We start from the raw sequence: 11,773 nt of genomic DNA, 5'->3' as shown, positions 1-11,773 counted from the left end.
GCAAGCATGCCCTGGAGAGAATAATGGATAAAATATTTGTCGATGAAGCAGTAAACGAACTGCATACCATTCAGGACATGTTGCGTTGGTCCGTCAGCCGCTTCAGCGCCGCCAATATCTGGTACGGGCACGGGACGGACAACCCATGGGACGAGGCGGTTCAACTGGTGCTGCCATCCCTGTATCTGCCGCTGGATATCCCGGAAGACATGCGCACCGCGCGTCTGACCTCCAGCGAGAAACACCGCATCGTTGAGCGCGTGATCCGCCGCGTTAACGAGCGCATCCCGGTCGCTTATCTGACCAATAAAGCCTGGTTCTGCGGCCACGAATTCTACGTTGATGAGCGCGTGCTGGTGCCGCGCTCCCCAATTGGTGAGCTGATCAATAATCACTTTGCGGGCCTGATCGACCATCAGCCGCAGCACATTCTGGATATGTGTACCGGCAGCGGCTGCATCGCGATTGCCTGTGCGTACGCCTTCCCGGAAGCGGAAGTCGACGCGGTGGATATCTCCACCGATGCGCTGGCCGTCACCGAACACAACATCGAAGAGCACGGTCTGATTCACCACGTGACGCCGATCCGCTCTGACCTGTTCCGCGACCTGCCAAAACTGCAATACGACCTGATCGTCACCAACCCGCCGTACGTTGACGCGGAAGATATGTCCGATCTGCCGAACGAATATCGCCACGAACCGGAACTCGGCCTGGCGTCCGGCTCAGACGGCCTGAAGCTGACGCGCCGCATCCTGGCCTGCGCGCCGGATTATCTGACCGACAACGGCATTCTGATTTGTGAAGTCGGTAACAGCATGGTACATCTGATGGAGCAGTACCCGGACGTGCCGTTCACCTGGCTTGAATTCGACAACGGTGGCGAAGGCGTCTTCATGCTGACTAAAGCGCAGCTCATCGCGGCGCGCGAACACTTCAGCATCTACAAAGATTAATCCAACGGGCTGCGGCCCGTTTCACATCGCTCAAACACAGAACAACGACAACGGAGCCGTGATGGCAGGAAACAGTATTGGACAATTATTCCGTGTAACCACTTTCGGTGAGTCTCACGGCCTGGCGCTGGGTTGCATCGTGGACGGTGTCCCGCCTGGCATCGAACTGACCGAAGCCGATTTACAGCACGATCTCGATCGCCGCCGTCCGGGCACCTCGCGCTACACCACGCAGCGTCGCGAGCCGGATAGCGTCAAGATCCTCTCCGGCGTCTTCGAAGGCCGCACCACCGGCACCAGCATCGGTCTGCTGATTGAAAATACCGATCAGCGCTCGCAGGATTACGGCGCCATCAAAGACGTTTTCCGTCCGGGCCATGCCGATTACACCTACGAACAAAAATACGGTTTTCGTGACTACCGCGGCGGCGGACGCTCTTCGGCGCGTGAAACCGCCATGCGCGTGGCCGCAGGCGCTATCGCCAAAAAATATCTGGCGCAAAAATTCGGCATCGTGATCCGCGGCTGCCTGACCCAGATGGGCGACATTCCGCTGGCGATCAAAGACTGGGATCTGGTTGAGCAGAACCCGTTCTTCTGCGCGGATGCCGACAAAATTGACGCGCTGGACGAACTGATGCGCGGCCTGAAAAAAGAGGGCGACTCCATCGGCGCGAAAGTGACCGTGGTGGCAGACGGCGTTCCTCCGGGCCTCGGCGAGCCGGTCTTCGATCGTCTGGATGCGGACATCGCCCACGCGATGATGAGCATCAATGCGGTGAAGGGCGTTGAAATTGGCGACGGTTTTGACGTGGTCGCCCTGCGCGGCAGCCAGAATCGCGATGAAATCACCAAAGACGGTTTCCAGAGCAACCACGCGGGCGGCATTCTGGGCGGCATCAGCAGCGGTCAGCAAATTGTGACCAACATTGCGCTGAAACCGACTTCCAGCATTACCGTCCCTGGGCGCACCATTAATCGCTCTGGCGAAGAAGTTGAGATGATCACCAAAGGGCGTCACGATCCTTGTGTCGGGATCCGCGCGGTGCCGATCGCAGAAGCGATGCTGGCGATTGTGCTGATGGATCATTTCCTGCGCCAGCGCGCGCAGAATGCGGACGTGACGGCCCCTCTTCCACGCTGGTAAACATGAAAAAAACCGCTTTTGCTCTGCTGGCCCTGCTCGCCAGTGGAGCCAGTCTGGCAGCCACCCCGTGGCAAAAAATTACCCATCCGATCGCGGGCAGCGCCCAGTCGATCGGCGCGTTTGCCAACGGCTGTATCGTCGGCGCGCAGGATTTACCGCTGCAGTCTGATACCTATCAGGTGATGCGCACCGACCAGCGTCGTTACTTTGGCCATCCGGATCTGGTGCTGTTTATCCAGCGTCTGGGTAACCAGGTGCACAACCTGGGGCTCGGGACGATGCTGATTGGCGATATGGGAATGCCAGCAGGAGGTCGATTTAATGGCGGTCACGCCAGCCATCAGTCGGGTCTCGATGTTGATATCTTCCTGCAACTGCCGAAAACACGCTGGAGTTCGTCGCAACTGCTGAAACCGCAGGCGCTGGATCTCGTCGCGCGCGATGGCAAAAGCGTGGTGCCGTCTCTGTGGTCGCCGGACGTCTCGAGCATGATCAAACTGGCGGCGAAAGATAACGACGTGACGCGCATCTTCGTCAACCCGGCGATAAAACAGCAGCTTTGTCTTGATGCCGGAACGGATCGCGACTGGCTGCGTAAAGTGCGTCCGTGGTTCCAGCATCGCGCGCATATGCACGTGCGTCTGCGCTGCCCGGCGAACAGCCTGGAGTGTGAGGATCAGCCGTTACCGCCGCCGGGAGATGGCTGCGGGGCCGAGCTGCAGAGCTGGTTTGAGCCAGCAAAACCTGGAACCACCAAGCCTGAGAAGAAGACACCGCCTCCGTTGCCGCCTTCCTGCCAGGCGCTACTGGATGAGCATGTACTTTAATGGATAATTTCGTCGATCTGTTTATGGTGTCACCGTGGCTTCTGGCGGTACTGTTCTTTGTCGCGATGCTGGCGGGTTTTATCGATGCGCTGGCGGGTGGGGGCGGTCTGCTGACGGTGCCTGCGCTGCTGGCCGCGGGCATGAGTCCGGCCCAGGCGCTGGCAACCAATAAGCTGCAGGCCTGCGGCGGTTCGCTCTCTGCGTCCATCTACTTCATTCGCCGCAAAGTCGTCAGCCTTGCCGATCAGAAACTCAATATTTTGATGACCTTCATCGGCTCGACCAGCGGTGCGCTGCTGGTCCAGCACGTGCAATCGGACATTTTGCGCCAGATTCTGCCGATCCTCGTCATCTGCATTGGCCTCTATTTTTTACTGATGCCGAAACTGGGGGAAGAGGACAGACAGCGTCGTCTGCACGGCCTGCCGTTTGCCCTGATCGCCGGCGGCTGCGTCGGGTTTTACGATGGCTTCTTCGGCCCCGGTGCGGGTTCGTTCTATGCCCTGGCGTTTGTCACGCTGGCCGGTTTTAACCTCGCCAAATCCACCGCTCACGCCAAAGTCCTCAACGCCACCTCCAATCTTGGCGGTCTGCTGCTGTTTATTATTGGCGGGAAAGTGATTTGGGCGACCGGCTTTGTGATGATGGTCGGACAATTTTTAGGCGCGCGCGTCGGCTCGCGTCTGGTATTGAGCAAAGGGCAGAAACTTATCCGTCCGATGATTGTGATTGTGTCGGCGGTGATGAGTGCCAAACTTCTTTATGACAGCCACGGACAGGAGATCCTCCACTGGTTGGGGATGAACTAATGAACAGTACGCATAAATACGAACAACTGATTGAGATCTTCGACGGCTGTTTTGCGGAGGATTTTAATACCCGTCTGATTAAAGGCGACGACGAACCGATCTATCTTCCTGCTGATGCCGACGTGCCGTATAACAGGATCGTCTTTGCGCACGGCTTTTATGCCAGCGGTCTGCATGAGATTTCCCACTGGTGTATCGCCGGGAAAGCGCGCCGTGAGCTGGTGGATTTTGGTTACTGGTACTGCCCGGACGGACGTGATGCCACGACGCAGGGCCAGTTCGAGGACGTGGAAGTTAAACCCCAGGCCTTCGACTGGCTGTTCTGCGTGGCGGCCGGTTTTCCGTTCAACGTCAGCTGCGACAATCTCGAAGGGGATTGCGAGCCGGATCGTATTACCTTCCAGCGCCGCGTTCACGCGCAGGTGATGGAATATCTTGAGAAAGGCATCCCGGAGCGACCGGCGCGTTTCATCAAGGCACTACAGAATTATTACCACACGCCGGAATTCACGGCGGAACACTTCCCGTGGCCGGAAGATCTTAATTGAGGAAAGAAGATGATCGCAGAATTTGAATCACGCATCCTGGCGTTAATTGATGACATGGTGGAGCACGCCAGTGACGATGAACTGTTTGCCAGCGGTTATCTGCGTGGTCACCTGACGCTTGCTGTAGCCGAGCTGGAAGCGGGCGACGATCACTCACCGGAAGCGGTCCACGCTGAAGTGAGCCGTGGTCTGGAAAAAGCGATTCAGGCGGGCGAACTTTCGCCGCGCGACCAGTCTCTGGTGCTGGGCATGTGGGACAATTTGTTTCAGCAGGCTAATTTGAAGTAGTGGCTTTTTGCCCGGTGGCGCTGCGAGGTAAAAGCAAAACGACAACCTTTGGTTGTCGTTTTTAGTGTTTTCTCCCTCTCCCGTGGGAGAGGGTCGGGGTGAGGGCATCAGGCCGCACAAGGTAAAAGCAAAACGGCAACGCCAGTTGTCGTTTTTAGTGTTTTCTCCCTCTCCCGTGGGAGAGGGGCGGGGTGAGGGCATCAGACCGCACCCGGCTTCACCAACTTACCCTTCAATAATTTCCGTACCCACAGTCGATTCGGGTTCAATCCTGCCAGCGTAACGCCGTCCATCGGAATCGGTTCTTCACTCATCTGCGAGGCCAGAATTTCTGCCGCCAGCGGGGCGGTACACAATCCGCGTGACCCGAGCGCACCGAGCATAAACAGGTCTGGATAGACCGGGGCACTCACCGCCGTCTCACGATTTTCTGCAAGATTTTCATAGGCCGTCAGCGTCGCGGCGTAATCCGGCACGTTGCCGAGCATTGGCAGGTGATCGCGGGTGGCGCAGCGGATGCCGCAGCGCGCATCGCCACCGCTCACATCAACCTCTTTTGCCCACTCCGCCTGAGGGAAGCAATCGATCAGGCGCTGCCGGTTTTGCTGCTGATCCTCTTCACTGTATTCCATTTCCGTCTCACCGCGATGATAGCTGGCCCCGATGCAGTGATGCCCGTTCGCCGGGTTTTGCGGCGTCAGATAGCCGTCGTAGCACAGGACCTGACGAAGTTCTTTCAGATTCGGCGTGGTGGGAATATGACTCACCTGGCCGCCGACCGGATAGACCGGCAGGTTTTCTGTTTGCGGGAAATCGCCGATGCGATGGCCGTTAGCCAGCACCAGGCTGGTGTGCTGTGTCTCGCTGCCATGAGCAAAACGCAGCTGCCAGCCGCCGTCGATGTTCTCCAGAGATTCCAGCGGATGTTCATAATGCACCGTTAGCCCTTGCGACTGCGCGAGTTCGATGGCCGCGGCCGTCAGCTGTGCCGGGCATAGCCAGCCGCCGAGAGGATAATGAATCCCGCCGCAGTCAATTTGCAGGCCGCTATTTTCCTGCACTTGTTGCGCGTTCACCGCCTCTGCGATTTGTGCGGGCATTCCCAGGCTCAACATCTGGTCTATCTTACGCTGGCTTTTTTCGTCCCAGCCGAGCTGCGTCACGCCGCACCATTCATGGTCAAACTTCACCGGCAGGCTGTCGTAGAGGCGTCTGGCGAAGGTAAAGGCCGCCGGGAAAAACTGACTGAGGGCCGGATCGTGGGCGGTCAGCAGCGGATACAGTGCGCCCTGACGATTGCCGGAAGCACCCGCAGCGGGGGCGGGGTCAGCGCAGTATAACGTCACCTGCCAGCCGCGCTGGAGCAGGGCAAGCGAAAGTAGTGCGCTGGCGATACCGCCGCCAATAATCGCCGTCTCGCGTTTTTCCGCGCCGCTGCGGGCGAACCACGGGGCGCGCGCTGGCAGAGTCTTTTCCTGCTCCATCGCGCCCGTCAGCATCTCTCGCTTACGGCCAAAGCCTTTGGTTTTACGCATGGTGAAACCGGCTTCCTGCAACCCACGACGCACAAACCCGGCGCAGGTAAAAGTCGCCAGCGTCGCACCGGGGCGCGCCAGACGCGCCATCGCACAGAAAAGCTGTTCGCTCCACATGTCCGGGTTTTTCGCCGGGGCAAAACCATCCAAAAACCAGGCGTCAACTTTCTGATTCAGGGAGTCGTCGAGTTGGTCCGTTAGTTCGTTGATGTCCCCAAGCCACAGATCGAGTGTCACCCGTCCGCCGTCCAGCACCAGACGATGGCATCCGCCTGACGGCAGCGGCCACTGGGCCTGCAACTGCTCGGCCCAGACGCGCAGTTCCGGCCAGTGCTCATGGGCCAGCCTCAGGTCGTGGGCGGTGAGGGGGAATTTCTCGAAACTGATGAAATGTAATCTTCGAAGCGTAGCCTCAGGGTGCGCCGCACGGAACTGCTCAAACGCCTGCCAGAGGGTGAGGAAGTTTAATCCGGTGCCAAAACCGCTCTCCGCCACCACAAACTGGCTGCGCGGATGCTCTGGAAAACGTGCGTTGAGCTGGTTTCCATCAAGGAAAACATAACGGGTTTCTTCCAGTCCGTTATCATTAGAGAAATAGACATCGTCGAAATCTCGGGAAACAGGTGTACCCTCAGCGTTGAACTCAAGGTTGGCGGGTTGTATGGCGTTTTGTTTCACGTAAGTTACTCGTCTGACAGGCAGTGGCACGATCTTAACGATGTGTGTTCGTTGGTGCAAATTTCCACAGAAATTGGCTGATCGGACTTGTTCAGCGTACAAGTGTACGCTATTGTGCGACTCGAAACTTAATATAGTATGACTTACAGAGGTATTGAATGAAACGTGCAGTGATTACTGGCCTGGGCATCGTTTCCAGCATCGGTAACAACCAGCAGGAAGTCCTGGAATCTCTGCGTGAAGGACGCTCGGGGATCACTTTCTCTCAAGAATTCAAAGATTCTGGTATGCGTAGCCACGTGTGGGGTAACGTCAAACTGGACACCACCGGTCTGATCGACCGCAAAGTGGTCCGTTTCATGAACGATGCCTCTATCTACGCTTACCTCTCAATGCAGCAGGCTGTAGAAGATGCTGGTTTGAAAGAAGAGGTTTACCAGAACAACCCGCGCGTGGGCCTGATCGCAGGTTCCGGCGGTTCTTCTAAATCTCAGGTGTTCGGCGCAGACGCTATGCGTAGCCCGCGCGGCCTGAAAGCGGTCGGTCCTTACGTTGTGACCAAAGCGATGGCGTCTGCAGTGTCTGCGTGCCTCGCAACCCCGTTCAAAATTCACGGTGTGAACTACTCCATCAGCTCCGCATGTGCGACTTCCGCACACTGCATCGGCAGCGCGGTTGAGCAGATCCAACTGGGCAAACAAGACATCGTCTTTGCTGGCGGCGGCGAAGAGCTGTGCTGGGAAATGGCGTGTGAGTTCGACGCGATGGGCGCACTGTCCACCAAGTACAACGAAACGCCAGAAAAAGCCTCCCGTACCTATGACGCAAACCGTGACGGTTTCATCATCGCAGGCGGCGGCGGTATGGTTGTGGTTGAAGAGCTGGAACACGCTCTGGCCCGTGGCGCGCACATCTACGCCGAAGTTGTCGGCTACGGCGCGACTTCCGATGGCGCAGACATGGTTGCTCCATCTGGCGAAGGCGCAGTGCGCTGCATGAAGCTGGCAATGGACGGCGTGGATACCCCAATCGATTACCTGAACTCCCACGGTACTTCGACTCCGGTCGGCGACGTGAAAGAGCTGGGTGCTATCCGTGAAGTCTTTGGCGACAACAGCCCGGCGATCTCCGCGACCAAAGCAATGACCGGTCACTCTCTGGGTGCCGCTGGCGTGCAGGAAGCGATCTACTCTCTGCTGATGCTGGAACACGGCTTTATCGCCCCAAGCATCAACGTGGAAGAGCTGGACGAGCAGGCTGCTGGCCTGAACATCGTCACCAAACCGACCGAGCAGGCGCTGACGACTGTTATGTCTAACAGCTTCGGTTTCGGCGGCACCAACGCCACGCTGGTGATGCGTAAACTGAAAGCGTAAGATTGACGACTGATGTGAAAAGAGGGAGCCCGATGGCTCCCTTTTTGTATTCGTTTGGAGTCATGAATGACTGCGCTAACTCAAAAAGAAAAAACCTCGTCAGCGAATGTCTCGCTGTTTCGCATCGCCTTCGCGGTGTTTCTGACCTATATGACCGTCGGCCTGCCGCTGCCGGTGATTCCGCTGTTTGTGCATCAGGAGCTGGGCTACGGCAATACCCTGGTGGGCGTCGCCGTGGGGATTCAGTTTTTAGCCACCGTTCTGACACGCGGCTACGCCGGGCGACTGGCCGATCAGCATGGCGCAAAACGTTCTGCGCTGCAGGGGATGTTTGCCTGCGGGCTGGCGGGAGGCGCATGGCTGTTGGCGGCGCTGCTGCCGGTGGACGCCATCTATAAATTCGCGCTGCTGGTTGTCGGGCGTTTAATTCTCGGTTTTGGCGAAAGCCAGCTGCTGACCGGGACGCTCACCTGGGGCATGGGCCTGGTCGGGCCGACGCGGTCCGGCAAAGTGATGTCCTGGAACGGGATGGCGATCTACGGCGCGCTGGCCGCAGGTGCACCCCTGGGTCTGCTGATCCACAGCCATTTCGGTTACGCCGCGCTGGCGGGAACCACCATGGCGCTGCCGCTGGTGGCGTGGGCCTTCAACGGCTCGGTGCGTAAAGTGCCTGCCCACAAAGGCGAACGTCCGTCCCTGTGGAGTGTGGTGGGGCAAATCTGGAAGCCGGGTCTCGGGCTGGCGCTGCAGGGCGTCGGTTTTGCGGTGATTGGTACCTTTGTCTCGCTCTACTTTATGAGTCGCGGCTGGGCGATGGCTGGCTTTACTCTGACTGCGTTTGGTGGCGCTTTCGTGCTGATGCGCGTCCTGTTCGGCTGGATGCCGGACAGGTTTGGCGGCGTGAAAGTCGCCGTCGTTTCCCTGGTCATCGAAACGCTGGGTCTGCTGCTGCTGTGGCAGGCGCCGGGGGCGTGGATCGCGTTACTGGGCGCGGCGTTAACCGGCTGCGGCTGTTCGCTCATCTTCCCGGCGCTTGGCGTGGAAGTGGTGAAGCGCGTAGCACCGCAGGTTCGCGGAACCGCGCTCGGCGGCTATGCGGCGTTTCAGGATATCTCTTACGGGGTCACCGGCCCGCTGGCAGGCGTACTGGCAACGTCGTTCGGCTATTCGTCGGTGTTTCTGGCCGGGGCGGTTTCGGCGGTGGTGGGGATTGTGGTGACGATTATCGCGTTTTGGAAGCGGTGAAAGGGCTTGTCGGGTGGCGGCTGCGCCTTACCCGACCTACAAAACCCGTTAATTCGTAGGCCGGATAAGGCGTAGCCGCCATCCGGCAAAAATTAGATAACCAGCCAGAACAGCGCCAGCGCAACCATCAGCGCAATAATCATCAGCCCCGGACGTGCGGAGATCGATTTTATCGTGTCCACCACCGGGGCAAACAGCGGACTGTAAATCGGCTGAATGTTGCGCGCTTCCGGCACGCCACTTTCAGGTTCGGCGCGGCGGATAAAGATCTGATTGAGCAAATCCTGAACCTGGGCGGTGGTCAGCACCGTTTGCGGCGTCGCCTGCCAGGTCTGCTGGGCGTAATCACGCACCGCTTCAAATTCACGGGGTTCCAGCGGCTGCTTGAGCGCCGCCTGCAGGGTATGCAGCGTGGGCGCGGTTTGCGTGCTCAGCGTCTGGCGCGCCTGCAGCCAGGTCACCAGATGGGTAAACTGTTTCGCTGGAATCAGCTCGCCGGCCTTCACGCCGGACAGCTCCAGCATCGACTGCCAGATAAGCTTGTTCGATTCGCCCGTGGCGGCCGCCAGTCGGGTAACCATCTGCTTCAACGTATTATGCTCGGCAGGCTGCAGCGGACGCTCGGTGGCGGGGCGCTGCTGCGGCTGCGGAATCGACAGCTGATTACTTTGCAACAGTGTCAGTACGGTTTTCAGCTGGTCCGGCGTGAGCTGGCTCAGCGTCGTCTGACCAAATTGCTGACGAATAAACTCACTCACCGCCTGGCGGTTATTCCCCTGACCTAACAGCTCGGTCAGCTGCGACACCACCTGGCGGGTGGTGTGATTTTGCTGCGCGGTGGTCAGGCGCAGATTCAGGTTTTGCTCGGCAGCAGGAAAATGGCGCGACAGCAGCGGGGACTCGTTTTTCAGCCCGAGGTCATGTTTCATTCCCGCCCACACTTCCGCGCTCTGCTGCGAGGTCAACGCAACCAGACGGGTGATCAGACGCTCCAGCACCGTGCGCTGCATCGTCGATAACGGCTGTTCGCCAATGGCGGAAGGTGTTACGGGGCCTTCACCCGGAGGGCGCGGCGGCGTACCTGAAATGGGCTGCATCGTCAAAATCCTTAAAGTCATTACTCACCGTGAACCAGGCAAAGCGATCGGGTATGCCTGGCGGCGAGATTATGGCACACTTGGCAGGTTTTCTTCCTCTCAAACAGGTACTCTGTCGTGAAAATCCTCGTTGATGAAAATATGCCTTACGCCCGTGAGCTGTTTAGCCGCCTGGGTGACGTTAAGGCTGTTCCCGGTCGGCCGATCCCGCTGGCGGAACTGGATGATGCTGACGCGCTGATGGTGCGCTCGGTGACCAAAGTGAATGAGACGCTGCTGTCGGGCAAAAGCGTTAAATTTGTCGGCACGGCGACGGCAGGAACCGATCACGTGGATGATGCCTGGCTGGCGCAGGCAGGTATCGGATTTTCAGCAGCACCGGGCTGCAATGCGATTGCGGTCGTGGAATACGTCTTCTCCTCTTTACTGATGCTGGGTGAGCGCGACGGCTTTGCGCTGAAAGACCGCACGGTCGGCATTGTCGGCGTGGGAAACGTCGGCGGACGTTTGCAGAAGCGTCTCGAAGCGCTCGGCATCCGCACGCTGCTGTGCGATCCACCGCGCGCCGATCGCGGTGATGAAGGCGACTTCCGCACGCTTGATGAGCTGGTCGAGCAGGCGGATGTGATCACTTTTCATACGCCGCTGTTCAAAGACGGCCCGTACAAATCCCTGCATCTGGCCGATGAGGCGTTTATTCGCCGCCTGAAGCCTGGCACTATTCTGATAAATGCCTGCCGTGGGCCGGTTGTCGACAACGCGGCGCTGCTGACCTGTCTGGAAGCCGGGCAGGATCTGAGCGTGGTGCTGGACGTCTGGGAGCCAGAGCCGGATCTCAACGTCACGTTGCTGAACCACGTCGATGTCGCCACGGCGCACATCGCGGGCTATACGCTGGAAGGTAAAGCGCGCGGCACGACGCAGGTCTTTGAAGCCTATAGCGCTTTCATCGGTCAGGCCCAGCAGGTTTCGCTGGATTCCCTGCTGCCCGCGCCGGAATTTGGCCGCATTACGCTGCACGGCCCGCTCGATGAGTCTTCGCTAAAAAGGCTGGTGCATTTAGTGTATGATGTGCGCCGCGATGACGCGCTGCTGCGAAAAGTGGCGGGCATTCCGGGTGAATTCGACAAACTGCGCAAGAATTACCTCGAGCGCCGCGAGTGGTCCTCCCTGTATGTCATCTGTGACGATGCCGATGCGGCAGCGTTACTGAATCAACTGGGTTTTAATGCCACGCATAACCCGGCGCGTTAATGTCTTCTTAATG

Annotated in this window: 11 protein-coding genes; 9 read left to right on the top strand and 2 right to left on the bottom strand. The window is 58.5% G+C overall.

The genetic code is table 11. The features are described from left to right. Positions 1–23: 23 nt before the first annotated feature. The 6 genes from prmB to U9O48_RS15660 all read left to right on the top strand — a co-directional run bounded on the left by prmB (position 24) and on the right by U9O48_RS15660 (position 4,575). Complete coding sequence (gene prmB / locus U9O48_RS15685; RefSeq protein ID WP_285146804.1) at positions 24–956, top strand: 50S ribosomal protein L3 N(5)-glutamine methyltransferase; 933 nt, start codon at positions 24–26, stop codon at positions 954–956. Between the two features lie 61 nt (positions 957–1,017). Continuing rightward, complete coding sequence (gene aroC / locus U9O48_RS15680) at positions 1,018–2,103, top strand: chorismate synthase (protein ID WP_285146802.1); 1,086 nt, start codon at positions 1,018–1,020, stop codon at positions 2,101–2,103. Positions 2,104–2,105: 2 nt separating this feature from the next. Further along, positions 2,106–2,930 (top strand): penicillin-insensitive murein endopeptidase, encoded by an 825-nt coding sequence (gene mepA, locus U9O48_RS15675; RefSeq protein ID WP_285158438.1) that lies wholly within the window; start codon positions 2,106–2,108, stop codon positions 2,928–2,930. Continuing rightward, entirely contained in the window at positions 2,930–3,739 is an 810-nt protein-coding gene (locus U9O48_RS15670) for a sulfite exporter TauE/SafE family protein (protein ID WP_282493683.1), read from the top strand. The genes mepA and U9O48_RS15670 overlap by 1 nt, the downstream gene beginning before the upstream one ends. Then, on the top strand, positions 3,739–4,287 hold the full coding sequence (locus U9O48_RS15665) for an elongation factor P hydroxylase (RefSeq protein ID WP_324722775.1): 549 nt from the start codon (positions 3,739–3,741) through the stop codon (positions 4,285–4,287). Before U9O48_RS15670 ends, U9O48_RS15665 begins: the two co-directional genes overlap by 1 nt. 9 nt (positions 4,288–4,296) lie before the next feature. Then, positions 4,297–4,575, top strand: a complete 279-nt coding sequence (locus tag U9O48_RS15660) for a YfcL family protein (protein ID WP_100779413.1) — start codon at positions 4,297–4,299, stop codon at positions 4,573–4,575. 200 nt (positions 4,576–4,775) lie between these two features. Here U9O48_RS15660 and mnmC read toward each other — a convergent pair whose 3' ends face one another. Next, positions 4,776–6,788, bottom strand: coding sequence for a bifunctional tRNA (5-methylaminomethyl-2-thiouridine)(34)-methyltransferase MnmD/FAD-dependent 5-carboxymethylaminomethyl-2-thiouridine(34) oxidoreductase MnmC (mnmC, locus tag U9O48_RS15655; RefSeq protein ID WP_324722774.1), 2,013 nt, complete (start codon positions 6,786–6,788; stop codon positions 4,776–4,778). A gap of 158 nt (positions 6,789–6,946) precedes the next feature. Between mnmC and fabB the strand changes: the two genes are divergently transcribed. Both fabB and U9O48_RS15645 read left to right on the top strand, forming a co-directional pair. Next, positions 6,947–8,164: a beta-ketoacyl-ACP synthase I gene (fabB, locus tag U9O48_RS15650; RefSeq protein ID WP_282493680.1), complete on the top strand. Its 1,218-nt coding sequence runs from the start codon at positions 6,947–6,949 to the stop codon at positions 8,162–8,164. Between the two features lie 66 nt (positions 8,165–8,230). Further along, positions 8,231–9,409 (top strand): MFS transporter, encoded by a 1,179-nt coding sequence (locus U9O48_RS15645; RefSeq protein WP_324722773.1) that lies wholly within the window; start codon positions 8,231–8,233, stop codon positions 9,407–9,409. 92 nt (positions 9,410–9,501) lie between these two features. Here U9O48_RS15645 and flk read toward each other — a convergent pair whose 3' ends face one another. Continuing rightward, positions 9,502–10,506 (bottom strand): flagella biosynthesis regulator Flk, encoded by a 1,005-nt coding sequence (flk, locus tag U9O48_RS15640; RefSeq protein WP_285149242.1) that lies wholly within the window; start codon positions 10,504–10,506, stop codon positions 9,502–9,504. A 117-nt stretch (positions 10,507–10,623) separates the two neighbouring features. On the opposite strand from flk, the gene pdxB reads away from it, so the two are divergent. Next, positions 10,624–11,760, top strand: a complete 1,137-nt coding sequence (gene pdxB / locus U9O48_RS15635) for a 4-phosphoerythronate dehydrogenase PdxB (protein ID WP_324722772.1) — start codon at positions 10,624–10,626, stop codon at positions 11,758–11,760. Positions 11,761–11,773: the final 13 nt, after the last annotated feature.

Source organism: Lelliottia sp. JS-SCA-14 (assembly GCF_035593345.1).
GTDB classification, from domain to species: Bacteria; Pseudomonadota; Gammaproteobacteria; order Enterobacterales; family Enterobacteriaceae; genus Enterobacter; species Enterobacter wanjuensis.
This window is presented reverse-complemented; position numbering and strand designations above follow the sequence as displayed.

What these genes read in the sequence shown, in the direction of transcription:
- aroC (WP_285146802.1), top strand. Translation starts at nt 1,018, where the DNA reads ATGGCAGGAAACAGTATTGGACAATTATTCCGTGTAACCACTTTCGGT.
- U9O48_RS15665 (WP_324722775.1), top strand. Translation starts at nt 3,739, where the DNA reads ATGAACAGTACGCATAAATACGAACAACTGATTGAGATCTTCGACGGC.
- U9O48_RS15660 (WP_100779413.1), top strand. Translation starts at nt 4,297, where the DNA reads ATGATCGCAGAATTTGAATCACGCATCCTGGCGTTAATTGATGACATG.
- U9O48_RS15645 (WP_324722773.1), top strand. Translation starts at nt 8,231, where the DNA reads ATGACTGCGCTAACTCAAAAAGAAAAAACCTCGTCAGCGAATGTCTCG.
- mepA (WP_285158438.1), top strand. Translation starts at nt 2,106, where the DNA reads ATGAAAAAAACCGCTTTTGCTCTGCTGGCCCTGCTCGCCAGTGGAGCC.
- fabB (WP_282493680.1), top strand. Translation starts at nt 6,947, where the DNA reads ATGAAACGTGCAGTGATTACTGGCCTGGGCATCGTTTCCAGCATCGGT.
- prmB (WP_285146804.1), top strand. Translation starts at nt 24, where the DNA reads ATGGATAAAATATTTGTCGATGAAGCAGTAAACGAACTGCATACCATT.
- flk (WP_285149242.1), bottom strand. Translation starts at nt 10,506, where the DNA reads ATGCAGCCCATTTCAGGTACGCCGCCGCGCCCTCCGGGTGAAGGCCCC.
- U9O48_RS15670 (WP_282493683.1), top strand. Translation starts at nt 2,930, where the DNA reads ATGGATAATTTCGTCGATCTGTTTATGGTGTCACCGTGGCTTCTGGCG.